Source organism: Dolichospermum sp. UHCC 0352 (assembly GCF_009711925.1).
GTDB classification, from domain to species: domain Bacteria; phylum Cyanobacteriota; class Cyanobacteriia; order Cyanobacteriales; family Nostocaceae; genus Dolichospermum; species Dolichospermum lemmermannii.
This window is the reverse complement of record NZ_VIKY01000002.1, coordinates 1-24,799: the sequence shown is the minus strand read 5'-3', so window position 1 is coordinate 24,799 and position 24,799 is coordinate 1. Positions and strand designations below refer to the sequence as shown.

The 24,799-nt window shown below is 37.9% G+C and carries 28 protein-coding genes, 1 tRNA gene and 1 pseudogene; 9 read left to right on the top strand and 21 right to left on the bottom strand.

The features are described 5' to 3' along the window. Positions 1-80: 80 nt before the first annotated feature. Positions 81-153, top strand: a tRNA-Val gene (locus FJR06_RS00175). A 482-nt stretch (positions 154-635) separates the two neighbouring features. Here FJR06_RS00175 and FJR06_RS00170 read toward each other — a convergent pair. The 12 genes from FJR06_RS00170 to FJR06_RS00115 all read right to left on the bottom strand — a co-directional run bounded on the left by FJR06_RS00170 (position 636) and on the right by FJR06_RS00115 (position 12,307). Next, entirely contained in the window at positions 636-3,509 is a 2,874-nt protein-coding gene (locus tag FJR06_RS00170; RefSeq protein WP_168650243.1) for a type I restriction endonuclease subunit R, read from the bottom strand. Between the two features lie 31 nt (positions 3,510-3,540). Beyond that, positions 3,541-4,119 carry a Uma2 family endonuclease gene (locus tag FJR06_RS00165; protein ID WP_168650241.1) on the bottom strand — a complete coding sequence of 193 codons (579 nt, stop codon included), beginning with the start codon at positions 4,117-4,119 and terminating at the stop codon, positions 3,541-3,543. Between the two features lie 46 nt (positions 4,120-4,165). Further along, positions 4,166-5,404, bottom strand: a complete 1,239-nt coding sequence (locus FJR06_RS00160; RefSeq protein WP_168650239.1) for a restriction endonuclease subunit S — start codon at positions 5,402-5,404, stop codon at positions 4,166-4,168. 17 nt (positions 5,405-5,421) lie between these two features. Further along, a complete protein-coding gene (locus FJR06_RS00155; protein ID WP_041458077.1) occupies positions 5,422-5,790 on the bottom strand; it encodes a type II toxin-antitoxin system VapC family toxin in 369 nt (122 codons plus the stop codon). After that, positions 5,768-6,016 carry a hypothetical protein gene (locus FJR06_RS00150; protein ID WP_015080771.1) on the bottom strand — a complete coding sequence of 83 codons (249 nt, stop codon included), beginning with the start codon at positions 6,014-6,016 and terminating at the stop codon, positions 5,768-5,770. Before FJR06_RS00150 ends, FJR06_RS00155 begins: the two co-directional genes overlap by 23 nt. A gap of 18 nt (positions 6,017-6,034) precedes the next feature. Further along, positions 6,035-6,967 carry a Fic family protein gene (locus tag FJR06_RS00145; RefSeq protein WP_015080772.1) on the bottom strand — a complete coding sequence of 311 codons (933 nt, stop codon included), beginning with the start codon at positions 6,965-6,967 and terminating at the stop codon, positions 6,035-6,037. Between the two features lie 133 nt (positions 6,968-7,100). Beyond that, positions 7,101-8,723: a type I restriction-modification system subunit M gene (locus FJR06_RS00140; protein ID WP_168650237.1), complete on the bottom strand. Its 1,623-nt coding sequence runs from the start codon at positions 8,721-8,723 to the stop codon at positions 7,101-7,103. A 379-nt stretch (positions 8,724-9,102) separates the two neighbouring features. Beyond that, positions 9,103-9,621, bottom strand: coding sequence for a CDP-diacylglycerol--glycerol-3-phosphate 3-phosphatidyltransferase (gene pgsA / locus FJR06_RS00135; RefSeq protein ID WP_015080774.1), 519 nt, complete (start codon positions 9,619-9,621; stop codon positions 9,103-9,105). Continuing rightward, positions 9,618-9,839, bottom strand: a complete 222-nt coding sequence (locus FJR06_RS00130; RefSeq protein WP_015080775.1) for a hypothetical protein — start codon at positions 9,837-9,839, stop codon at positions 9,618-9,620. The genes pgsA and FJR06_RS00130 overlap by 4 nt, the downstream gene beginning before the upstream one ends. A gap of 179 nt (positions 9,840-10,018) precedes the next feature. Beyond that, positions 10,019-11,488 (bottom strand): glycolate oxidase subunit GlcD, encoded by a 1,470-nt coding sequence (gene glcD / locus FJR06_RS00125; protein ID WP_168650235.1) that lies wholly within the window; start codon positions 11,486-11,488, stop codon positions 10,019-10,021. Positions 11,489-11,617: 129 nt separating this feature from the next. Next, positions 11,618-12,025 carry a type II toxin-antitoxin system VapC family toxin gene (locus tag FJR06_RS00120; RefSeq protein ID WP_168650233.1) on the bottom strand — a complete coding sequence of 136 codons (408 nt, stop codon included), beginning with the start codon at positions 12,023-12,025 and terminating at the stop codon, positions 11,618-11,620. Between the two features lie 24 nt (positions 12,026-12,049). Continuing rightward, positions 12,050-12,307 (bottom strand): hypothetical protein, encoded by a 258-nt coding sequence (locus FJR06_RS00115; protein ID WP_015080778.1) that lies wholly within the window; start codon positions 12,305-12,307, stop codon positions 12,050-12,052. Between the two features lie 250 nt (positions 12,308-12,557). Between FJR06_RS00115 and FJR06_RS00110 the strand changes: the two genes are divergently transcribed. Both FJR06_RS00110 and FJR06_RS00105 read left to right on the top strand, forming a co-directional pair. Next, positions 12,558-14,069, top strand: a complete 1,512-nt coding sequence (locus FJR06_RS00110) for an AAA family ATPase (RefSeq protein WP_168650231.1) — start codon at positions 12,558-12,560, stop codon at positions 14,067-14,069. A gap of 168 nt (positions 14,070-14,237) precedes the next feature. Beyond that, positions 14,238-14,723, top strand: coding sequence for an SH3 domain-containing protein (locus FJR06_RS00105; protein WP_168650229.1), 486 nt, complete (start codon positions 14,238-14,240; stop codon positions 14,721-14,723). Positions 14,724-14,783: 60 nt separating this feature from the next. On the opposite strand, the gene hppD is transcribed toward FJR06_RS00105, so the two are convergent. The 4 genes from hppD to xseA form a co-directional block, all read right to left on the bottom strand. Continuing rightward, positions 14,784-15,878 (bottom strand): 4-hydroxyphenylpyruvate dioxygenase, encoded by a 1,095-nt coding sequence (gene hppD / locus FJR06_RS00100; protein WP_174783388.1) that lies wholly within the window; start codon positions 15,876-15,878, stop codon positions 14,784-14,786. Between the two features lie 47 nt (positions 15,879-15,925). Beyond that, the gene (locus tag FJR06_RS00095; protein WP_015080782.1) at positions 15,926-16,636 is read right to left on the bottom strand and encodes an SDR family oxidoreductase; all 711 of its coding nucleotides are present in this window, start codon (positions 16,634-16,636) and stop codon (positions 15,926-15,928) included. A gap of 99 nt (positions 16,637-16,735) precedes the next feature. Next, a complete protein-coding gene (locus FJR06_RS00090; protein WP_168650227.1) occupies positions 16,736-18,091 on the bottom strand; it encodes an NYN domain-containing protein in 1,356 nt (451 codons plus the stop codon). A 67-nt stretch (positions 18,092-18,158) separates the two neighbouring features. Continuing rightward, positions 18,159-19,379 (bottom strand): exodeoxyribonuclease VII large subunit, encoded by a 1,221-nt coding sequence (gene xseA, locus FJR06_RS00085; protein WP_168650225.1) that lies wholly within the window; start codon positions 19,377-19,379, stop codon positions 18,159-18,161. A gap of 236 nt (positions 19,380-19,615) precedes the next feature. On the opposite strand from xseA, the gene FJR06_RS00080 reads away from it, so the two are divergent. After that, positions 19,616-20,545: a Yae1 family protein gene (locus FJR06_RS00080; RefSeq protein WP_168650223.1), complete on the top strand. Its 930-nt coding sequence runs from the start codon at positions 19,616-19,618 to the stop codon at positions 20,543-20,545. 199 nt (positions 20,546-20,744) lie between these two features. Here FJR06_RS00080 and FJR06_RS00075 read toward each other — a convergent pair whose 3' ends face one another. From FJR06_RS00075 to FJR06_RS24615, 3 genes are all read right to left on the bottom strand, one after another. After that, complete coding sequence (locus FJR06_RS00075) at positions 20,745-20,882, bottom strand: hypothetical protein (protein ID WP_168650211.1); 138 nt, start codon at positions 20,880-20,882, stop codon at positions 20,745-20,747. A 7-nt stretch (positions 20,883-20,889) separates the two neighbouring features. Next, the gene (locus FJR06_RS00070) at positions 20,890-21,471 is read right to left on the bottom strand and encodes a Uma2 family endonuclease (protein ID WP_168632197.1); all 582 of its coding nucleotides are present in this window, start codon (positions 21,469-21,471) and stop codon (positions 20,890-20,892) included. Between the two features lie 107 nt (positions 21,472-21,578). Beyond that, positions 21,579-21,707, bottom strand: coding sequence for a hypothetical protein (locus FJR06_RS24615; protein WP_256369471.1), 129 nt, complete (start codon positions 21,705-21,707; stop codon positions 21,579-21,581). A gap of 169 nt (positions 21,708-21,876) precedes the next feature. On the opposite strand from FJR06_RS24615, the gene FJR06_RS00060 reads away from it, so the two are divergent. Further along, positions 21,877-22,179, top strand: a complete 303-nt coding sequence (locus FJR06_RS00060; protein WP_168650221.1) for a hypothetical protein — start codon at positions 21,877-21,879, stop codon at positions 22,177-22,179. Between the two features lie 75 nt (positions 22,180-22,254). On the opposite strand, the gene FJR06_RS00055 is transcribed toward FJR06_RS00060, so the two are convergent. Both FJR06_RS00055 and FJR06_RS00050 read right to left on the bottom strand, forming a co-directional pair. Continuing rightward, entirely contained in the window at positions 22,255-23,226 is a 972-nt protein-coding gene (locus tag FJR06_RS00055) for an FkbM family methyltransferase (protein WP_168650219.1), read from the bottom strand. A gap of 246 nt (positions 23,227-23,472) precedes the next feature. After that, positions 23,473-23,619: pseudogene (locus FJR06_RS00050) on the bottom strand (8-amino-7-oxononanoate synthase); the annotation flags it as partial. Positions 23,620-23,768: 149 nt separating this feature from the next. Between FJR06_RS00050 and FJR06_RS00045 the strand changes: the two are divergent. The 4 genes from FJR06_RS00045 to FJR06_RS00030 are packed head-to-tail and all read left to right on the top strand — an operon-like array spanning position 23,769 to position 24,579. After that, positions 23,769-23,993 carry a hypothetical protein gene (locus FJR06_RS00045; protein ID WP_168650217.1) on the top strand — a complete coding sequence of 75 codons (225 nt, stop codon included), beginning with the start codon at positions 23,769-23,771 and terminating at the stop codon, positions 23,991-23,993. Then, the gene (locus tag FJR06_RS00040; protein ID WP_168650215.1) at positions 23,990-24,142 is read left to right on the top strand and encodes a hypothetical protein; all 153 of its coding nucleotides are present in this window, start codon (positions 23,990-23,992) and stop codon (positions 24,140-24,142) included. The genes FJR06_RS00045 and FJR06_RS00040 overlap by 4 nt, the downstream gene beginning before the upstream one ends. A 6-nt stretch (positions 24,143-24,148) precedes the next feature. Beyond that, complete coding sequence (locus FJR06_RS00035) at positions 24,149-24,367, top strand: type II toxin-antitoxin system HicB family antitoxin (protein ID WP_148766041.1); 219 nt, start codon at positions 24,149-24,151, stop codon at positions 24,365-24,367. 2 nt (positions 24,368-24,369) lie between these two features. Further along, complete coding sequence (locus FJR06_RS00030) at positions 24,370-24,579, top strand: type II toxin-antitoxin system HicA family toxin (RefSeq protein WP_168650213.1); 210 nt, start codon at positions 24,370-24,372, stop codon at positions 24,577-24,579. Positions 24,580-24,799: the final 220 nt, after the last annotated feature.

Genomic DNA, 24,799 nt, shown 5'->3' with positions numbered 1-24,799 from the left:
TTCCCAGCTCTAAAAAAAAGTTTATCAAAAGACTTGCAAAATTTGGCAAGGCTATGCTATATTGATTGAGTGAAAGAAACGGGCGGTTAGCTCAGTTGGTAGAGCGCCTGCCTTACAAGCAGGATGTCATCAGTTCGAGTCTGGTACTGCCCATTTAACCCGTTTGTTTGCAGCGCAAAACTTTTTGTGACTTTACCCATATCTTTGCTGAGACGGCAAGCTTATGCTTCCTACTCAATCCGGCAAAGTTATGGGTTTAGCTTTTGAAGCTATACTCAAAACGCTTGGGACATAGACTTTTATAAAATCACGAAAAACCTAGATTTGTAAGGGTTTAGCAGTACTGATATGTGTCAACTTAACGTAAAATCATAGACCCCTGGGAATGAATTCCCAGTCTAATAGCCAAAGCCCGCCTGGGAATGAATTCCCAGTCTAATAGCCAAAGTTATCTAAAGATAACTAAATATAAAAAAATCTTTAGAGACTTCCAATTTAAAAAAATATCCCAAAATTTCTTGTAGTGCGGGCATCTTGCCCGCTAATAATACAAGGACGGGCAAGATACCCTTGGTGTGCGAGAGAGTTGGAGAAGTTTGGTATAAATTTGACGATCGCCTGCTTTGAAAAATGTTTTATTCTTCCTCCTCAAGCTTACCAATAGCGTCATCAAACTTATTGATGATGTCGAGTAATTTCGATACGACTCGCGCAAAGATTTTTTTACGCTCTAATAATTTCGGTTTTTCGTTGCAAGCACTCAACACCGTTTCCCTTAACGGTTCTTTCCCAGAGAATTTGTAGTCAGCAATCATTTGATTAACGGCTTCGATCTTGAGGTTCTCCTCTGTGCAGAGTCGCTGAATCGCTGCAATACGTTCTTGATTCCAGAACTCCTTAAAAACAGTTCCGATTTTCTCTTCTGGTTCAATGCTAGGCATTCGCTCTTCAATAAATTTCTCCAGTAGATCCCGCTTACTGCGTAGTTGGGCTTCTTTCCCGATTATCTCAAGGATATAGGCTTTCTGATTTTGGTAATCTTCTTGCGTAGCATCATTGTCGCGCTGGAGTTTGCCCAAAAGCTCAAGAATATAAGTAACATTAATTTCATCTCTGTGGATCAGTTCTAATTCAAAATCAACTTCCTCAACCAGAGATTCCTTTTCTTTATCGGGTTTGGGTCGCGTTTGATCATAGATGTCCAGATATTTGCTTTTATAATCTTCAAAGGTTTGTTCATCCAGATTTAAGTCGGAAAAACTAAACTCAGTAAATGATTTACTAACATTCAATAGGCGGATGAGATTACGAAAGGCTTTAACAAACTCAACTTGCTCCTCTTCACTAATCAGTTTATTGACATCGTTGGGAATAGTGGCGATCGCTCTGAGTTCTTGTACACCTTGATTAAATTTTTCAATGTAATATTCGTAGGGTTCAATAAAAATTTCTTCCTTAGCGTTGGTGTCGGAAAACAAAATAACTGCTTGATCGGTATTATCTTTGAGGTTGCGGAAACAAACTATATTTCCCTGGGATTTAAGTTCGCCCAAAATGCGATTAGTGCGGGAGTATGCTTGAATTAATCCGTGATATTTCAGATTTTTGTCAACGTAAAGTGTATTCAGCTTTTTGACATCAAAGCCCGTGAGAAACATATTGACTACTAACAGAATATCGGCGCGTTCTGCATCCTGAAAGTTTTCTCGATCCCTATCCTTCATTCGTTTGGAAATATCTTTGTAGTAGGCATAAAAAGCCTGACTATCTTTGGCGGAATGTTGGGTTTTATACATTTGGTTGTAGTCCGCAATAAATTCATTTAATTTGTCGCGGCTATGACTGCGGTTACTTATATCGGTGCTGATATTGAAATCAGGTTCTCCAATTAAGCCGTTTGCGTCTTCGTCTTCTTGGTTATCGCTGGGGGTAAAAATAGTAATTACTCGCAGATCATGTAATCCCTGTTTCTGTTTATTTTTAAAGGTTTCATAATAAGTAATTAGGGTATCAACGTTACTGACGCAAAGCATAGCAGAGAATTTTATACCGTGGGTTTTACGGTGATGGTTGGCAATAATCCAATCTACAATTAGAGAAATTCGGTCGGGATTTTCAAAAAATTCTCGGTCTAATTTTGGCTCTGTGATTAGAGTGCCGTCTTTGCGTTTAATTTTGCCCCAATACTCGACGGAAAATTTGAGAACGTTTTCATCAGCGATCGCATTGGTGATTACATATTTATGCAGACATTCTTGGAATAGGTCTTTAGTGGTGCGTTTACCGTGTTGATTACTGGCAGCGTTATCGGCAAAGATGGGAGTACCAGTAAAGCCAAACATTTGGGCTTTGGTAAAGAATTTGACGATATTTTTATGGGTTTCACCAAATTGGGAACGGTGGCATTCATCAAAGATAAACACAATGCGCTGATCTTTCAAGCTCTCCATTGCGGCTTCATGGCGAGGCTTTTTGATAGCGGTGTTCAGTTTTTGGATGGTGGTGACGATCAGGCGACTATCCCCAGCCATTTGGTTAACGAGTTGTTTAGTGTTATCGGTGGTGTCTACGCAGTCAGGGCTGAAATAATTAAATTCTCTGCTGGTTTGATAGTCAAGGTCAGCACGATCAACCACAAACAGCACTTTATGTACTTTGGGGAGTTGGGTAAGGATTTGGGCAGCTTTGAAGCTGGTGAGGGTTTTACCTGATCCGGTGGTATGCCAGATATAGCCATTTTTATCGGTATCCTTGACTCGCTCAATAATGGCTTCTACTGCGTAGTATTGATAGGGACGCAACACCATTAGCACTTTATCGGATTCGTGCAGGACAATGTATTTACAGATCATTTTGGAGACGTGGCATTTTTCCAGAAAGCTGTCGGCGAAGTCTTCCAGTTGGGTTATGAGGTTGTTTTCTTGATCTGCCCAATAGAAGGTTTGTTTAAATTCTTGTTTTCGGTTGTTGGCGTAGTAGCGGGTATTAACTCCGTTGGAGATAACGAAAATTTGGACATATTGGAAGAGTCCATTTTCTGCGCCGTAGGAATGGCGTTGGTAGCGGTTGATTTGGTTGAAGGCTTCTTTGAGTTCCAGTCCTCGGCGTTTGAGTTCAATTTGCACCAGGGGTAAGCCGTTAATCAGCAAGGTTACGTCGTAGCGATTTTTGTAATTGCCTTGCTGGGTGATCTGGTTGGTGACTTGATATTGATTTTGACACCAATGTTCAGTGTTGAGAAATTCTAGGTAAAAGGTTGTACCATCATCGCGGCTAAGTTCCATTTTGTCTCGCAGACGTTTGGCGCGGTCAAAGATGTTACCTTTATCGAGGTGGTTGAGGATGCTTTTAAATTCGGTGTCGCTGAGGGTAATACCGTTATGTTTTTCCAGTCGGGCTTTGAGATTGGCTTTCAGGTCTTCGGCATTGCTAATGTTGACTGGTTCATAGCCTAGCCCCGTTAGACGTTTGATCAGGTTTTGTTCGAGTTCTAGTTCAGATTGGGGCATGATGATCGATCGCCTGAAATGATTGAATTGATTAAGATTCTGGGGTAAGGTTTAGACCCCGATAAACTTGTTCAATGGGGAAGCTGAAATTGATGCTTTTTAGTTCAATGGTGTCACTTTCTCCATAGTTAATAATCATCCATTGTCCCGCATCATTTTTGTGATACAAATCTATTTCGATTGCAGTGGAACTAACCAATAGGTAATCTTTCAATACTGGGTTGTTTTGATACATTCTAAACTTGCCGCCTCTGTCGTAGGCTTCGGTAGTTTTTGAGAGAACTTCAATGATTAAGCAGGGGTAGGTAATATATTGGGTGCTGGTTTTGTCCCGTTCGTCACAGGTGACACTGATATCTGGATGGGTATAATTATTGGTTTCAGCAATATTAACTCTCAGGTCTGAGTTACCTATTTCGCAGCCACTTCCTTCTAGATGGTTGACGAATAAGGTAATGAGTCGGACGGAGATGCGGCTATGATTAACGCTAACGCCAGTCATGGCGTAAACTTGACCGTCTATCAGTTCGTGTTTTTCTAGTTGCTGTTCTTCCCAAGTAAAGTATTCTTCTGGGGTTAAGTTTGTGAGTTTGTCTTTGGCTACGATCATGATTGAGTTAGCTTTTGTGTAGCGAAATTGATGGTATTACCTTATTTTATACAAACATTTTTTGGAGTAAGCCTTTTTTGAATTGTTCGGTTTGGTCAATTTGGCGGGAGATGGTTTCAATTTTGCGATCAATTGCGGTTAGGAAGTTGGCTATTTTTTCTTGTTCTTGTTTATCTGGAATAGGAATTTTTACTGTAGTAATATCTTCTTGACCTATTGTAGTCATTGTTCCTGTTTTTCCACGAGCAAATAATTGCTTCCTTGCGATACTACTCTTTAAAAGAAATGCCATAAACTGAGGATTATTTTCTTCAATATCAAAACGAAATCTTATCAAATGACCATCATAGGTAATATCTGAATCGTTTGTTAATAAGACATTAGAATGAGCAATACCTTCCTTGACTAGTGAAGAGCGAGTAAAAAATATATCCCCATATTTGGCTTGATTTTTCACAAATTCTTTTTCATCAATCAGTAGTCTAGAGAGAGTTTCAACATTAATAGAATCACCCTCATACATATCCTTTACATTAATTAGGCGATAACCTTTACCTACTTTATTAGGATCGTTAAAAACTCCATTTGAAAAACCATCAATTGCAATATTCCCCAACTTCTTCCTTTCCCACTCAGGAAACTCAGATCCAATCGCATCTTTAAACCGAATTTTTTGAGAAAAGATTTTCTGCATAACGCCGCGTTTGTAGGTTTGCAGGAGTTTTCGTTTGCGACGGAGTTGGGTTAGACGGCGATCTATAGCCCCTAGTAAACTAGCGATCTTCTCTTGTTCTGCGATCGAGGGCAATAAAAATTTGGAATTTAGAAAATCAGAAAAATGTACTCTTTTTTTCTCTACTAAAGACCCCATTGCAATACTGTCATAGAATCTAATGGAACTACTCTTAGTTAGGAGATAATCAACAAAAATGACATTCGCTTTTGGATTAACAGAAAATATATTGTAATACTTAGAGACTTTTACAAGTTTTGACTCTGTATGTCTTGCCAATGCACCAAAACGTAAATTCATTGGGTTATAAGCAAAATCATTAGGTTGAACAACCTTATATGCTTCTTCTTCATTTTTCACAAGAAAGCTTCTCTCATATCTCTCTGTTTTAGGGACAATTCCACTTTCAATAGTCAAGCTATATAATGGCAATTCTTCAGAAGCTAGAACATTGCTTTCAATCAAGATATTTTTAAGTTTTTGTGATTGCCAATCGCCCTCAAACTCAGGAAACCGCAAAACAGGAACATTTTTATTTAACTTATTACCCATTACCTATTACCTATTACCTAACTTTCCAGTGGCAAAGAAAGAACTTTTACTTGGCTGATTTTGGACAACTGCTTATCATTTGTAATCAACATCGCATCACATTCCCAAGCACTAGCAACAATAATAGCATCAGGCATCTTTAAGCTATACTGCCGCCGTAATTGAATTGTTTTTTCAACAATATTTGCACTTATGTACACCTGAACCAGACTTTGTAGACTTGATCTAATTAGACTTTCTTCTTGTGAAGATAAACCCTTAAAAGATAAAACTTCAATATTTGTAATGACAGAATAACCGATCACTCCATTTGGAACTGGTTGAGTTAATTCTTCATTAAATAACGAGATTAAGATATTAGTATCAATGAGATAATCTAGTTTCATCCCACTCACTCCTAATTTGCTGTTGCCAAGCTAAAGCATTAACCCCTTGAAAAGCCTTGATTTTTCCTGATAGTTCGTTAAGGGAATGCTGTGCGCCTTGTTGGTTATGGAGTTTTTGACTGAGATATTGCAAAACCTCTTGTTGTTCTGCCCAAGATAATTGTTCCAGTAAACTAAACACTTGATCCTTCGTAATTTGCAAAGTCACCATAGCCAAAATCTCCATAAATTTAATAAAACCAATCTAGCAAAAAAGATCAATAAAATCAGTAATTTCCTGATAAAAAACCTGCCCCTTTTCTCTACTGCTACTTGCAGTTACTACTAATCTTAAAGTTTCCACCAACGAACTGATAGCAGCATCACAAACCAAATCAAAAAGCTGACCTAAATCATCTTGGTTTTGTTGTCCATAAGCTAAAGCATTAATATAATTATTGCGAATTTTATTATTAATCACCACAATGGGATACCCGGCACGAATTAACAATAAATTCATTAATAATCTAGCCGTTCTGCCATTCCCATCCCGAAAAGGATGGATCGAGACAAAACGATAATGAGCCATTGTTGCATATTCTACAGGATGGAGGGGTAAAGTAGCATTTGAATTGAGCCAGATTGCAAAATCCGCCATTAATTGAGACAGTAAATAATGGGGAGGATAAAGATAATTTTTTCCTGCTGCCATTACATCCAGCGTCCGATAACAACCCGCTTCATTAGGGTTAATTTTTCTCAGAATCAGATTGTGAATTTGTTTAATTTCCCATTCATTAATTTCTGTATCTTTTTGGGCTAAACTCTCAATATAGTCTATCGCCTCTTTATGTCCAATCACCTCCAAATGTTCATCAAGAGTCTTACCACCAATTGTAATCCCTTTAGTTAACACTAACTCGGTTTCACTTTGAGTTAAAGTATTCCCTTCAATGGCATTAGAGTTATAAGTAAAGCGGACATCATACAGCTTTTTGAGTTCCGCGATCATTGTTGTGTCAAAGGGTCTAAAGTCATCTAGCCAAACTTTTAGCTTGTCTATTTGCTCTAATTTAAGTTGATAATTCATACTCACATATTTACTTATTAAAGCAGTTAAGGAAAAATCTTTTTTTTGACTTAAACCAATTACCTGTTGAATAAACTGCTCGTAAAGTTGAGAGGAAGATACTAGCATAGGGTAATTGGTAATGGGTAATGGGTAATGGGTAATGGGTAATTGGTGATGAAATCTCTACTTTCATCCTGTAAATCCTTAAATCCTGGATATCCTGATTCTGACAAAAAAATTCTGACAATTTCCCCAGCCTCTAAAACGGTGCTTCAATCCCCAACTCCCTACAAAAACCCCGAATTAATTGATCCGTCTCCACCATATTGCGATCAATTTCCCGGATCTCCCTAGCCACCGCATCTAAATCAATCTCCTCCTCCTCCTCAAAAGTATCCACATAACGGGGAATATTCAAATTAAAATCATTCTCGGCAATCTCCGCTAACGGGGCGCGATAGCTATACTTTTCCTCCTCCAACCGTTGGCGATAGGTAGAGACAATTTTATCAACATCCTCATCCCGCAAATAGTTCTGATTCTTCGCTTTTTCAAAATAGGCACTGGCATCAATAAATAAAATATCGTCAGGATATTCCCGACACTTCTTAAACACTAAAATACAAGTTGGGATACTCGTCCCATAAAAAATATTCGCTGGCAACCCAATCACCGCATCTAACCAATTCCTTTCCTTGATTAGATACTTACGAATATGCCCCTCTGCCGCACCACGAAACAAAACCCCGTGGGGCAACACCACCGCCATAATGGCGTTTTCATCCAGATGATGAATCATGTGTTGGACAAAGGCAAAATCAGCCTTAGAAGCCGGGGCTAACTTCCCATATTGACTAAAGCGATCATCTGACTCAAACAGCTTATTCGCACTCCAATTGGCCGAAAACGGCGGATTTGCCACCACCGCCTCAAACCGCATCCCCTCATGCTGGGGTTTCTCCAGCGTATCCTCTTGCCTAAGATCAAAATTCCGATAATGTACCCCATGCAAAATCATGTTCATCCGCGCCAAGTTGTAAGTTGTGCGGTTCATTTCTTGTCCGTAAAAATCCCCGACTGATTCTACCTCCCGCGCTACCCGCAACAACAAAGATCCCGAACCACAAGTTGGGTCATAAACCGACTTCAACCGACTTTTCCCCGTCGTCACAATCTTCGCCAATACCTTAGAAACCTGCTGGGGTGTGTAAAACTCCCCTGCTTTTTTACCTGCACCACTGGCAAACTGCCCAATCAAATATTCGTATGCATCCCCCAGTACATCGCTTTCCGTATCCTCTAGCCGAAAATCAATTTTATTCAAATGCACTAAAATCTTGGCAATTAACGCATTTTTGGCCTTCGGAGTCCGCCCCAATTTCGTCGAATTCAGATCCAGATCCTCAAACAAATGATCAAAATCCTCCTCACTTTCCCCGCCCATTGTGGAGCGTTCAATGTTGTTTAAAACATCCGTCAAGTCCCCCAAAATAAAAATTGAACTCTGTTCTAACTCCTCATCACTAATCTCATCCTTATCCGCCTGATTGCCTAATGCCCGTTTAGCCAGAGAACTAAACAACTCAGATGGCTTCAAAAAATAACCCAATTCGGCAATAGATTCTTCTTTAATTGCTGCTAAATATTCCTGCCCATCTTCCGAGGATTCATCAAGCTTTAAAAAATCAATCTTATCCTCCGCCAAAATCTCATTGGCGTAAAGATGCTGACGCTCGGATAGGTACTTATAGAAAATAAACCCTAAGCAATAATCCCGAAACTCATCGGCGTTCATCTTGCCCCGTAGAGAATCGGCAATATTCCAAAGCTGAGTTTCTAATTTTTTCTTTTGTCCGTTTTGTCCGTTCAGTCCGTTCGTCATTTATCTCTCTTATTGGGCGTTACCGCAGGTCAGCGTAGCTATCTCTAGCACTGCTAAAAATAGTGTCTCAGCCAAGTATAGGACATAGCAAGGGACTAGGCATGGAAAAGTTATAAGGAAAATGCCGAAAACCCTTGAAGGTGTGGCTGACTGAGTCAGCCACACCTGTTCTTTAGACGAGGGATGAAGGCTAGGGGTAGGATTTATCCTGCATTGACGTTAATTGCGCTGAGTATTTGTATCTAATCGTCATTCAAATTTTCTCCTAATTAACCCTGGTCAGTTTCGCCAGGGTTTTTTATTGCTGAATTTGAATACTAATGAATTAAAAAAGCAGATTTCGCCACCTTTTTTAATTTCGAGTTTCATTTTAATAAATTTATTTTTCCTCACTAATTGTTGGGGGAATGAGATAAATTATTCCGGAAACAATTGTTAAGATTACAGATATCCAAAAGGCAATTAAAACCGGAGTTTGCCAAGTTGGAGATAAGGGGGCAATTAGTAGAGATATGGCGATGATTTGACTAACCGTTTTCAGTTTACCCCAAATATTTGCCCCAGTAATAGTAGTTTGATTAACTCGCCAACCTGCGATCGCTAATTCCCGTGCTAAAATTATAAACACTGCCCAAGCTGGAATTTTTCCCAATTCTACCAATACTAACAATGGTGCAAGTACCAATAATTTATCTACTAAAGGATCAAGAAACTTACCTAACTCGCTAATTTGGTTAAGTTTTCTGGCTAAATATCCATCTAACCAATCAGTTAACGCTGCAATTAAAAATATTGTCAAACATATCCACTTTGCTTGATTTGTGGGATTGTATAAACCGTAAAGTAAAAAAGGTATTCCTAGCAGTCGAGAAAAAGTAATCCAATTAGGTAGAGTCATGACAATTTAAAATTTAATAATTCACTGAGTCTTCCATACCCACCAGGTACACCACTAGCAACATTAGTCAGCCAAACACCACGAATTTCTGTAGTTACAGGTAGAGAATTTGAATTTTGAGTATAACTAGGATTTGCAGAAATTGGAAATATTGTTAAACTAATGACAAATCCCAAACACAAAAAATACACAAAAAACCGCCGTAATACAGAATTCATTAGTTAAATAAGTCTAGATTGCTAATATCTATATAACTACAAAATCCAATTTTATTGTCGGGATTAGATAAAGATATGAATATTTTTTGATAAAACAAGGAACAGAGAAGAGGGAACAGGAAACAGGGAACAGAAAAATATTGATTCTTCATTCTGACTCCTGACTCCTGACTCCTTTCTTAGAATCTTTCTACACCTGAGAATTGTTGAATAGATGCTTTTGCTGCTTCTCCACAAGTGCGAGGTGTGGGAAAAATCTTGCCAGGATTTGCCAAACCTTGGGGATTAAATACCTGTCTTACCCATTGCATTGTTTCTAAATCAGCTTCACTAAACATATCTGGCATATAGCATTTTTTATCAGCACCAATACCATGTTCACCGGAAATACTTCCACCTACTCTTACACATAGCCTGAGAATTTCTCCTCCCAATTCTTCGACTTTTTCCAATTCTCCATGTACAGAATTATCAAATAAAATTAATGGATGTAAATTACCATCTCCAGCATGAAAAACATTGGCAATGGGATAACCATATTCATGACTTAATCTTTCAATTTCCTGGAGAACATAAGGTAATTGAGTGCGAGGAATTACCCCATCTTGCACATAATAATCAGGGCTAATATGTCCCGCAGCCGCAAAAGCTGCTTTTCTGCCTTTCCATAATTTTAATCTAGTTTCTGGGTCACTAGCACTAGTAACATTTCGCGCCCCATTCTTTTTGCAAATTTCTATGACTCGCTGTTTATTGGCAGAAACTTCTACTTCTAAACCATCAATTTCTACTAACAAAATTGCCGTCGCATCACGAGGATAACAATTAGTGGCAACAACATCTTCTACAGCATTGATACTAATATTATCCATCATTTCCATGCCACCGGGAATAATCCCCGCGCTAATAATATCAGAAACGGTGGCAGCCGCAGCATCTACGCTAGTAAAATCTGCTAGTAAGACACAAATAGATTCCGCACTCTTGAGAATCTTCAGGGTGATTTCTGTGGCAATTCCTAATGTTCCTTCTGAACCCACAAATACACCAGGTAAATCATAACCTGGGGTTTCGGGAATTTGTCCACCAACATCAACTATTTCACCGTTAGGAAGGACAAGTTTTAAGCCCAAAACATGATTTGTTGTCACACCATATTTTAAACAATGGACTCCTCCAGAATTTTCGGCAATATTGCCACCAATAGAACAAATAATTTGACTAGAAGGGTCAGGTGCAAAGTAAAAACCAGCACCACTAACAGCTTGAGTCACCCAACTATTAATTACTCCTGGTTGCACTACAGCCCGTTGATTTTCTAAATCAATACTAAGGATTTGTCGCATTAAAGAAGTGACAATTAAAACAGAATTTTCCGTTGGTAAAGCCCCACCAGATAAACCTGTTCCTGAACCTCTAGCAATGAAGGGAACGGAATATTGATTGCAAATTTTGACAATTTCTGAGACTTGTTCTGTGGTTCTGGGTAATACTGCGACTGGGGGACATTGTTTATAGCTGGTTAAACCGTCACATTCATAGGTGAGAAGTTCTTCTTTGCGTTGAACTACGCCTTTTTCACCGAGAACAGCGACGAATTTTTTGATAATGGGTTTCCAGTTGATTTGTTTTTTAACTTGGGTAAGCATAGATTTTTTTATTTGTGGTAGATATTGACTGTATTTATTATTTTATATAAAGAATATAACTTATAATTTGATATGATTTAGAAATTAACCATTGACAAAAAATCGAATTTATGTTTTGTGAGATATTTTTTATGGCACACAAATAATACCTAATCCTGCCATCTGACGAATATGCTCATCAAAGGCAAAAACTTCAAAGACACTTAAACGATTTGCCATTACTAAAATAGAACAATCAGTATAACTCCATTCTTTATCATTATATTTACAAAAAGTCTCCCAGATAAGCTGGTCATCTTGATCAGAAATATTGATGTAACGATGTTCAGTTCTTAAAACTTGACCAATTTTAATAGAAGCAGCACTAGAAATTTTACTTCTAATCCAAGTGACTGTCTCATCAAATACTGTTTCTAAGATAATCCAGCGATGATTTAGATTATGGTATGTATATTGCTTTGCTATTTGATGATTGGTTTCAGATTTAACGAAAAAAGCAATTAAAGCTGAGGTATCAACAATTATTTCTTGATTCATGGTTTTATATTAAAATACTTGAGTTTAATATAAAACATCATCAATATGTTCTGCATAGTTAGTAGATAGTTCTGCTTTTTGATCTTTAATTATAAATTCAGGATCAGGATTAGGAATTTCTAAACTTCCACAGAGTTCCCAAGTCTTAGTTTTAATTAAATTTGATTGTTCTTTCGCTAAATATGCTTCCAGAGCTTTAAGCAAAATATTTTGTAAAGAATCAGATTGATTTTGCAATTGATTCATTAATTGATCAGGAATCTCTAATGTAACTTTATTCATGGTGATTTAGAGATAAAAATCTGTTTTATGAAAATTATACCCTAATTTGTATTTTAGATCAACAAGGTTTGAGTTTGACACTGAGATAAAAAATAAGTGTAAGCATTCAGCTATCAGTGGTTAGCAGTCAGCTAAAACCGGATTTTAGGATCTTATTCAAGTGCATGCCGCTATAACCAGCTAATAATGTATCATAAGTTAGAGATTTTTTTAAAATCCTGAATTTCTAAATTTAAAAATAATTAATTTTATGAATTTTCGTGATGAGTTTAAATTGTTACTCCGCGCTCGTTATCCGTTGATTTATATTCCTACTTATGAGGAAGAACGGGTAGAAGCGGCGATTCGGGAAGAGGCGATAAATCAAGGTAATCGTCCGGTGTATACTTGGGATTTTGTGGACGGTTATCAAGGAAGTCCCAATGATGTGGGGTTTGGTAAACGTAACCCGTTACAGGCTTTGGAGTTTGTGGAAAAGTTGACTGCTGCTGCACCTGCGGTGTTGATTTTACGAGATTATCATAGATTTTTGGATGATGTGGCTATTTCTCGTAAACTTCGTAATTTAGCCAAACTGCTGAAATCACAACCGAAAAATATTGTCCTATTATCCCCTCGCGTCGCTATTCCTGACGATTTGACGGAAGTGCTGACGGTGGTTGAGTTTCCCCTACCTAACGCCTCGGAAATCAAAATGGAGGTGGAACGGTTGTTACAAGCCACCGGGAATCCCCCTGTTGGCAAGTTTTTGGATGATTTGGTGCGTTCTTGTCAAGGGTTGTCTATGGAAAGAATCCGCCGGGTATTGGCGCGAGGAATCGCCACTCATGGACAATTAGAACCGGAAGATGTAGATTTAGTTTTGGCAGAAAAGCGGCAAACTATCCGCCAAACCCAAATTCTTGATTTTTACCCCGCCACTGAGGAAATTACTGATATTGGTGGTTTGGATAATTTGAAAGATTGGTTAATTCGGCGTGGGGGTTCGTTTAGCGAAAAAGCCCGACAATATGGTTTACCTTATCCCCGTGGGTTAATGTTGGTGGGAATTCAAGGAACTGGTAAATCTTTAACGGCCAAAGCGATCGCTCACCATTGGCATTTACCTCTGTTACGATTAGACGTAGGGCGGTTATTTGGTGGTTTGGTGGGTGAGTCAGAATCCCGCACCCGGCAAATGATTCAAGTCGCAGAAGCGCTCGCTCCCTGTATACTTTGGATTGATGAAATTGATAAAGCTTTTTCGGGTTTGGGTAGCAAAGGTGATGCAGGAACTACCAGCCGGGTATTTGGGACTTTTATCAATTGGTTAGCGGAAAAAACTTCTCCTGTATTTGTTGTGGCTACTGCTAATGATATTCAGGCGTTACCACCAGAAATGTTAAGAAAAGGGCGATTTGATGAAATTTTCTTTGTCGGTTTACCCAGCCAAGAAGAAAGAAAAGCCATTTTCAATGTGCATTTATCCCGATTGCGTCCCCATAATTTGAACAGCTATGAAATCGAAAGATTAGCCTACGAAACTCCCGATTTTTCCGGTGCAGAAATTGAACAAACGTTAATTGAAGCCATGCACATTGGCTTTAGTCAAAACCGTGATTTCACCACTGATGATATTTTAGAGGCTGCTAGTCAAATTATCCCCTTAGCGCGAACCGCTGTGGAACAGATTCAAAAACTCCAAGAATGGGCAGCCGCCGGTAGGGCGCGTCTAGCATCTAAATATAGTCCTTTAAGCGATCGCATTCAACGTCAATTATAGGAGTCAGGAGTCAGGAGTCAGGAGTCAGGAGTCAGGAGTCAGGAGTTAGGAGTCAGGAGTCAGGAGTCAGGAGGAAGAAAAGAAAGAAGAAAGAAGGAAGAAAGAAGAAAAAAACTAACCAATTACCAATTACCAATTACCAATTACCAATTACCAATTCCCTACTATATGCTTACAAACTTACTTAAAGTTATACTCGGTTTTATTTTAGCGATCGCAGTTTTATTAGGTACTGGCTTAACAGTTGCCCTATATTTTGTTAACCGTACCGCAGTAACTCCTCCCAAGCCACTGTATGCTAACGATAATCCTTCTAAACAAATTAAAAAGCCCAAAGCCACTCCCAAATCTCAACCGCAAAAACCAGCTACTCCCAACCCCACATCTAGCCCTACAGCTACTCCCACTCCCACACCCACAGAATCACCCAAACCATTACCACCAGATGCTTACGAAGGAACTGTTACTTGGGCGCAAGGACTAAGTATGCGAGCAGAACCAGATGCGAATTCTCCCACAACTGGTGGAGTTGGTGGTAATAAAAAAGTAATTATTTTAGAAGAAAGCGCCGATAAAAAATGGCAAAAAATTCGCATTGCTGATACCGATAAAGAAGGTTGGGTAAAAGCAGGTAACATTCAACGTTCCCAGTAAGTAGGTGAGCATTAAAAATTATCCTATTTATGCTGATAAAATAGTCGGTTTTAACCGACTTTAGCTTTTAGACAGGGAATTTATTCCCTGGCTGGAAGGGAAATCAATACCGCGTTTAATTTGTTCGCGTTCAATAGCTTGAAATAAAGCCAGAAAATTACCTTCTCCAAAACCTTGGGCAAAAGAACGACGTTCAATAAACTCAAAGAAGAAAGTTGGTTTTGAAAAAATTGGTTGACTGAAAATTTGCAATAATAACTGACCTGGGTGAGAATTTTCATGCCAGTCTACCAGAATTTCCTGATGAGATATAGCTTGTAATTCTTCAGTTGACAGAGAAAATTTATATCGTTGTTGTAGCTGGGAATAGTAACTTTGGGGAACAGAAAGAAAAGATAAACCAGCAGCCCGAAATCGAGAAATTGCATTCACAAGATCAGGTATTAATAAAGCAATATGTTGAATACCTGCCCCTCGATTTACATCCAAAAACTCCTGAATTTGCGAACTAGGCGAAGCCGGTTCATTAATTGGTAATTGAATATTACCATGAGGTGAAATCATTACCTGACTATGCAAACCAGAACGATCAGTTTTAATATTAAAAGTTTGTTGAGGTTGAAAATCAAATATTTTTTGATACCAATTAACAGCAGTTTCTAATTCACCAACTCCCACATTCAAAACTAGATGATCAATCGCCGTAATAGAACCATGTAAAATATTTTCGTTATCTGCTATTTTTGCGGTATTTTTAGTAATTAACGTATGATTTAAACCACCCCAAGCAGCAATTTTGGCATACTGACAAAATCCAGCATCTTCAACAGGTTGGAGAATCCTGGCCCCATTACTTATAGCCCTTGCGGTCAAAGCTTCCACATCATCAACTACAAAGGCTATATCAGCCACACCGGGAGGATGTTGACGCAAAAACTCAGCCACCGGGCTAGTCGGTAAAATCGCAGAAGAAAGTAAAAAGTAGACAGATCCACTTTTCACCACTTCTGTCCGAGTATGTAACGATTTTTGATGATGAGAAAGACTTGGAAAAAAGCCATCATTTACTGTTTGAAAACCAAGACAATAAACAAACCAATCTCGCCACCTTTGGGCATCTTCGACATAAAAGTGAACGTGATCAATTTGCAGCATAATTTATTTTAAATCCAGTATTTACTATCACCTTTATCTATGACATACTAAAAAAATAAATGACTCTCAGGTTGAATATTAATTTCCATGGGTATAGCCTGGGGTTCGGCAGATAAAGCATAAAAAATAGCATTTGCCGCAGTTTCACAACTCAGCATTTTACTCCGATCTACTTTTAAATTTACCTTATCCCAAAAAGAAGAATCTATCCCCCCAAAGTAAAAAAGCGTAATTTTCACCCCAAAGCGTTTCAGTTCTTCCGCTATACATTTACTAAAACCCACCACACCGAACTTAGACGCAGAATAAGCCGCAGCCATAGGCATTGAATGTTTACCAAGAATACCGACAACATTACAAATATGACCAGATTTCCGTTTTTGCATCTCCTTCGCTGCGGCTTGAGTGGTGTAAAAACAGCCTTTTAAATTCAAATCCAGCATTGCATCTAAATCTGCCGATTCAATGGTGTTGTAGGCTTTGAGAATACCCGCTCCGGCTGCATTTACCAAAACATCAATTTGTCCAAACTGAGCTATTGTCCTTTGAATTAATGCGTCTACCTGTTGAGGTTGAGTAATATCAGTAGGAACTGTCAGCACCTCTCCTGATAACTCATTAGCTAATGCTGCTAAACTTTCCCCGTCTCTAGCTACAAGTACCAACCTCGCACCAGTGGAGGATAACTGACGAGTTAAGGTAGAACCAATACCACCAGTAGCACCGACAATGACAATAACTTTATCTTGTAGCATCATAATATTTACATTTCTTTACAGACTATATTTATAGTACAGTCTATCTCGGTATTCTGGGTTTAATCCTCTAAATCAAATTAATTATCCAAATCCAACAAATCATAGTCCAGATTTTTTCACACCCACTTCCCATTTTTTACCGACTTGCTGAATTTGCAAAGAATGACAAGAATGGAGAAATTTAGCAAAACTACCCCCAATCTTTAATTGTTTGATTTGTTCAGTTATTGGTTTACCATATTGCTGATAAAATTTACTTGCCAAAATACTAATATCAACAGATTTATGATTATCTACCTTGCTTAAATTAGTCAAAACATTCTTGATTGCTTGCTCTAAATCTGCGGGAGAATTAATAGGAAATAATACTTTTGATGTCAGAATTTCCTGTTGTGAATTATCCTGAGTATTTTCTGATTTCGATTGATGATGTTCAAAAAGGGTGACATATAATTCAGATTTCTCATCAATTTGATGAACTACAATCTCAGATGGATAGTGAATAAATACGTCTTTGGCTTGCTTACCGGGAAAGTGATGAGCAATAATTTGGCTAATGGTTAATTGATGTTTGCTTTTAAATAATTTAGACAGAATCGAAAGCTTAATCCAATAACTTTTAGTTTGTTTTTGTTGTAATTTAATCAAACCCTTCATTTGCAAAAGAAACTGCTCTATAGATGGTATCTCTGGCAAAGGTTTAAGAGAATAATTAATAGTTTCACTTGTTAAACTATTGAATACTTTAATATTTTCTCCATGCTGAGTAACTTGATAAACTAATATCCCATTTTGTTGTAGTGTATTACATAAGTTTGTCATTACCTTATCTGACGAACAAACAAACACCTCCTTCACATGAGGATAGCGTTCATGAATAGAAGAACCCACCGCAATCATTTTACCATCAGCATTATCTCTACCAGCAGGAACATGAATTAAATCATAGCCACGTTCATGTAATTCTACATCCAACTTTCCGCGATTTGACCAATTAGCAAAAGCAATTTTAACTTGTACAGGACAATGACAAATTGTAGTTAAAAACTTTTCTGTATTCGTGTTTAGTTGCAGGTTTTCTGCATCTAAAAGCAAAATAGTTATACTAGCAGATTGTCGTTGGAGTAAATGGTTAGTATTTACATCAATATTTTCTGGATTTAGCTGCTCAACAGCAGATATTAAATCTGATAGTATTTGTGAATCAAAAGCTGCGGGAACAAGCACCGCTTTAAGTGATGATTGCAGTCTTTGTAATAATTCATCCCAGCTTTGAGTTTGACTGAGTATGGCTGTGAATTTTGTACTTAAAGCCGATTTATTTGTAGATATTTGCCAGTTAATAGTTCGATATTTTGCAATCAAGAATTCTGGTTGCTGTTTTTGAATAGCAATAATTGATTGACAAATCTCGACAGAGATTTTTTGTAATAAGGCAGAATCATGATAGGACATAGCTTACAGCGTACAGTAGAGCATCCTGAGTATGAAGCCTCAAGTCTGAAAATATATTTTCCAGAACTCAACCTTCAGTAACTTCTATAACTTTAACTGTTACCTTACCTTGTGCCAACTGAATCACTAAATTTTCTCCTATAGTTAATTCTGATACAGAACGAGGAATTACACCATTTTCTGTTATCACCACTGCATAGCCACGCTGTAAAACGGACTTGGGGTCAATACTAGCCAATTTTTGTCGTAACATTTCTAAGTGTTGGTCGGCCTGTTGTAATTTTCCCGTTGTTACCTGTAATAATTGCCGATGTTTCCAAGATAACTTGTCTCTTTCCTGTTCTACTTGTCTATCTAACCGCAATTGACGCAACCGATGTTTTAATCCTTGAAGTTGCTTTTCCCTAGCTGCTAATGATGAATTTACGGCTGTACACAAGCCTGTAATTCGCTGTTGGTGTTGAATTTGCAAATCAGCCAATGCAGGTACTACGGTTTCCGCTGCGGCTGTTGGTGTATGTACGCATAAATCGGCCACCAAATCAGTTAAGGATTCATCCCTTTCATGTCCAATACCAGTAATAACGGGAATTGGACAATTAGCAACAGCCATAACCACTCTTTCATCATTAAAACAAGCTAATTCCTCAACAGCACCACCACCTCTTGATAAAATTAATACTTCTGCACGTCCATCTTTTTTAACCCGTTCAATGGCTTTTACGATAGATGCTGGTGCTTGTTCACCTTGTACTGTTGCGGGAGAAAATAAGATGTGTAAGCCGGGATATCTATGTTTAAGGGTTTTTTGAATATCACCCCAAGCGGCTGCTGTTGGGGACGTAATAACGGCGATAATTTGCGGATGTGAGGGAAAGTATCTTTTTCTCTCTGTATCAAATAGTCCCTCAGCCTGTAAGCGATTTTTCAGTTGTTGATAGCGTAATGCCTGTAAACCTACACCCGCAGGTAAGGCTTGCCACACTGTTAATTGATACTCTCCCCGTTGCGGGTAAATACGAATACTGCCTAAAATAATTAACTGTTCACCAGAAGCTGGCATTTGTGCTAATTTTGCTACTTGACTTTTCCAAGCCACGCACTTAATCGCGGCTGTACTATCAGTATCTCTTAATGTAAAAAATAACCCACTCTGGTGATGATTGGTGCTGGAAACTTCTCCAGTTACCCACACTTGTCTGAGAATTTCATCTTGTTCTAAGAGTAATTTTAGATAGTCGGTTAAACCAGCTACGGAAAGGGCGGTATTAGGAAAGTCAAAGGTCATAGCAGTAGGTGATAGGTGATACAAATAACCGAGATCCCCGACTTTTTGATCACCTTTTGTTCATGGATTGATGATTGGAAAATGAAAAAAATTAGGGGAGAGTTCTTAATTGAGTTAGTATTATTGTATCATAAAGGTCTAATGCCTTGATTTGTGCAGATTATTGATAATTTCCCTCACGCTTTGAGAATCGGGATAATAAAACTTTATATACTGATATAAGAAAATACTAATTTATGACAAGACAACCGCACGACCAACTTGCTAAAGAATATCTAGAAGAATTATTAGCACCTTTAGGAGAGGTCAAAACCAGTAAAGATGTAAAAAGCGAAGTTCAGGAAATAGATGTTTGGTTTGTTCCGACAACAACAGTTATAAATTCAGAATTAGGATTATTAGGAAAAATGGCAGTTACAAGCTGTCTTTTTGAACCTTACCGTAATGCACCTAATGAGGTAGAAATTAGGAGTTGTTTGTTAAAATTGTATAGTGTTCAGGGTGAATTGTTAAGACAAGCAAAAAGAGAAAAACGTTCTATCTCTGAAGAAGAATTACCCTTTCTATGGATTTTAACACCAACTTGTTCTGAAAGAATCTTGGAAGGGTTTGGAGCAAAAACAAAGGAGGGATGGGAAAAAGGAGTTTATTTTCTGCCAAAATACCAGAAAGCGGCTATTGTTGCTATTAACCAATTACCCATAATAGAGGATACACTATGGTTAAGGGCAATGGGAAAAGGCAAAACTCAAACTGAAGCTATCAGCAAAGTTGTTGAACTTTCACGAGAGAATGATAAATTGAACAAACTGGTAGCAATTTTCGCATCTTGGCAGAAAAATTTAGAATTGAATAGTGATGTCAATGATGAAGAAGTAAGGGAGTTAATTATGAGTTTATCACCAGCATATCTTAAACAGTGTGAAGAATGGAAACAAGAGGGAATAGAAGAAGGAAGACAGGAAGGAAGACAGGAAGGACAACAAGACGGACAGCGTTTGATGGTCGAGAGTTTGTTAGCGGTGCGTTTTGGTAATTTAGATGAGGAGTTATCTACTATTGTGATTCCGATGATGGAACTTTCTTTAACGGAAAGAACCCAGTTATTACTTAATTTATCTAATCTTTCCCGTGAGGAATTGTTAGCTAGGTTTAAAGTTGATTAGATGTTTTGAAAAACAATGTAGAGACGTTTCATGAAACGTCTCTTTTATAAGTTTGAATGGAATTATCTATCGAAGAAAAATGGAAGAAAATAATAATAGCGATGAAGATAAGGAGTTAAGGATAGCTTGATAACCAGCATATTTATACCATCAGTTTCTTGTTTTGATGTTTGTTGCAGCACTTTCAAAATTTGGAAGTTTAAGAAAGTACCTTAACTGTTTGCCATTTGTTAGCTAAACAGTGCAAAGTTGCGGCTTTACCTTGGATATTGCCAATGCTTTCACTGATTTGTAAAGACTGCTGGTAGAGGGCGATAGCTTCCCTCGCCGTAGGCATCGCTTCTCTACATCAAAGATTGCATAAAAGCATTCACTGCATCATATTGATCTGCCATTCGAGAATAAAACTCTAGTGACCGCAAATCCAATTCTGGTAATAATTCACTCTTACTTACTAAGTCATATCCTGTAGAACGCAAACAATAAACCGAAATTACACCATCTTGCCAAAACCAAACCTCTGATACTCCGACTCGACGATAAATTTCTAGGGTGTCAATTCCACCACTGGTGACTATTACCTCAATTGCCAAGTCTGGAACTGGTTTGCGTTTACTCAGACAATAAGACTCATCTGGTTCTTTGCGTGCGCCTAATTCTTTTGTCCCAATTGTTGTACTACCACGTCCATAAAAACGAATATTTTTCACCCGCATATAAATCTCTAAAAGCTGACCTAAAGTATTTTTAGGTTCTTCATGGGCATCAGATAATGGAGATATAATTTCTAAATACCCATCTAAATAAGTTAACTGCGCTCCAGTTTCTGCCAAATCTGCATCTAATTTTTCTAGAGTTTCCCATGTTAGATTTGATAGCAAAGCTCCAACTGGATTTTTTTTAGCTTCAGAAATTGTGACAACCATCTGATTCACCTTTTACGCTATTTTTATAATATCCTAATTGCCTATAAAACCTATGGTAATTGCTCATATTCATCTTCTAGTTGCCATATTTAGCGGCTTCATAATTGTCATCCTTGTTGTTTTGCGATATGCCCTAACCACCATAATGTCATGGCTTTACCTTGGATATCCCCAATGCTTTCATTGAGTTGTAAAGACTGCTGAAAGAGGGCGATAGCTTCGCTCGCCGTAGGCATCGCTTCCCAATAATGCTCGGTTAAGCCTCAAAAAGTCATTATATGGTAGGTTGGGTTGGGTCACGTGAACGTATCCCTGGGGGACACTGCGTGAACGCCAAGCAATAGAACGTATCCCTGACGGGAGGCGTTAGCCATAACCCAACGAAATCATTGGTAATGTTGGGTTTTGTTACCTCAACCCAACCTACGAATAACTTGTGTAACAGAAGGAAAAGTCTTTTCTCTGTCTCAAGATTTAGGTTTAAAGAATGATGTGGTTAATATAGATAGCTTAATGGCTCTCTGCTTGTTACCTTTATTTGATCAGTCTCTATCAATGATGTCTTTAGTGGAATATTGGCAAAAGTTTAGACCTTTTAATCCTCTGACTGGCAACCCTGTAGAAAAGATAGAAGTTTTTCACTTATTACAAACGCTGCTCTTGGTTTTCCATGATTTTGATTTGATTATGTTAGAGACTCAATATTGATTCTAGTTAGTAGTGAGTGATTTATCACTCAGATTTTGAATAATGAGGACTGAAGTCCTCACTACGAACTTGAGTTTATTTATTAACATAAGGACGAATATTATTAACTACAGCTAGGGAATCTAAGCCTTGTTCTACTAATTCGGGAAATTGAGATAAACTCTTCATAATAGTTTTGGCAAAGTTGTATTGTGGATTGTCTCCATAATTAACTGTCAGGTACTCTAATAGCTCTAAAGCGTAATCAGGAAAACCTAAAACATCAGCTACACAAGCTACTTTGAAGATTTTACCAGGTTCTTTAACAACAGGATTGACATTTTTATCTATAGGATCTTGAAGATAGAAAGCATCTCCCCAGAGTATCTGTCCAGAGCGATTTTTTGATACTATTGGTGAACGGGCGCGAGGACGATAGGCAGTTGCTAAGTTAAATAATGTAAAACCATTTTTTCTGAGATGGGTATCCACATCAGCAAACAAAGGTTGATTTAAATATAAAGGCGAAAACTCAACTTCAATCTGCACCCCCAACACCCCACGTGTTAAAATCTCAGATGCTCCTTGTAAAACGTCTAAATCTGCACCTTGCACATCTATCTGCAAGAAATCTATTGTCTCAATTCCTTCTGCTTGACAAAAAGCATCTAATGTCGTTGTCTCAATTTCTATAGTAAAATCCAAACCTGCTAATTCTGGCAAATTTACAAATCTGGAAAGCAATGGCTCATTTGGTTCATACAATGAACTACACATGGGGTGTTTAGTTACATATAGAGTAACAGCACCTATACATTTACCCAGAGCTAAAGGAATATGTTTTTCAGTCCAATTTATTCCTTTTGATTCCAGTTCGGCTTCTGCCGCTTCACAAGCATCAGCATCAGCATCAAAACCATAAATAGTTAAGTTAGGTGCAAAAACGTTCCAATCTCCAGCGCCATAATCATCTGCTGATGATAGTTTCCGTGAACCTACATTACATATTGTGATCTGAACTTGGTTAAGAAGACCTTGCTCTTTCAGAGTTTGTAGAAAAACAGGCATAAAATTTTCCAGTGAGATTACTTATTGATAAGTAGGTAAGCAAAATTGATTATATAATAATTGTCAGAATCAGGATATCCAGGATTTAATTTTTTGCTAAATCTCTACAATGGGTTAAAAAGAAAATCTCTTTCTTTGCGTCTTTGCTCCTTTGCGACTTTGCGCGAAATAATTTTCATTACCGTAACATTCCAGGCGAACTGCTTGCAGCAGTGCTTCGCTATCGCTGCTAAACTCAATAAAGCCTTACCCTTCCATACTTTTGATCACTTCTACCAATTTCTGAATATGTCCTAACTCATGGGTAGCCATTACAGATATTCTAATCCGGCTGGTGCTAACTGTGGGGGGACGAATGGCTGGGGCAAAAATTCCCGATTCTCGCAAATGCTTTTCTGTAGTTATACAGAACGAAGTATGATCGCCTTTTTGGTGGAATCAGAGTGCGATCGCTTTTTTGTAATTGTAGAGAATAAAGAGCGATAGCGAAGCGCGACCTAGGAATCGCAGTATAATGTAAATAACTTTTACCCTATATTTCTATGACATTGACCGAAATTTTACCATCACTGCAAAAATTATCTCATCAAGAAAAAATCAAAGCTATTCAATTTTTAGCCACAGAATTAGCTAGAGATGAACAAAATCCAGATTTGCTTGAAAATGGTAAAACTTATGAAGTTTGGTCGCTTTATGATGCTTTTGCCGCCGAAAAAACTTTAACTGATATGTTACAGGAACATTTACAACCAAAAACAACTAAATGACATTAAAAAAACGCTGGCAATTTATTGAAAAATCGAATTCTTTAGGGGAAACTAGCTTAGTTCCTTATATTCCTTTGCGCTTATCATATCTAGGTCGCGCTTCGCTATCGCTCAAAAAAAGTTATAATTTAGAAAATACTCTTGATTAATATCTTATGCTAACTACATACACCGCAAAATATACCAAAATAAATAGTGGATATATGGGACAACTGATTGAATGGCAAGAAATCATTACCGAAGGAGAAACACTAGAAATCTGTAGAGCTATGTTACAAGATGCACTCAAAGAAATGATTCTTGCCTATCATCAGCAAAATAAAGAAATTCCCACAGGAAACTCTTTACTTGAACAAATTCCTGTAGAAGTATAATCATGTCCGTAAAACGAAAAGATTTAATTAAGTATTTGGAAGAAAATGGATTTTATTTATTGCGGGAAGGTGGCAATCATTCTATTTATACTAATGATGTAAAAACCATTCCCGTCAAAAGACATCGTGCAATTGATAGCTGCGCTCGCCGTAGGCATCGCATTACTGCCAATGCAATTTGTAAACAAGCTGATTTATTACCTAAATTTTAAACCTTATAAGAGACTAGGCTGAAAACCCTTGAAGTTGAGTTTTGGAGCGTGGCGGAAAAACTCAACTGTCCTTTAGGCAAGGGATGAAAGCCAGATAGAGGCTTCAGCCTCCACTGAAAGTTTTTCCTGTTGACAAGATTATGATTCGTGAGTTAGCATAGCTTCGTGGTGTTTAGGTCGAAACCATGATAATTTACGAGTTCAAAGTTAAAGGAAAAGA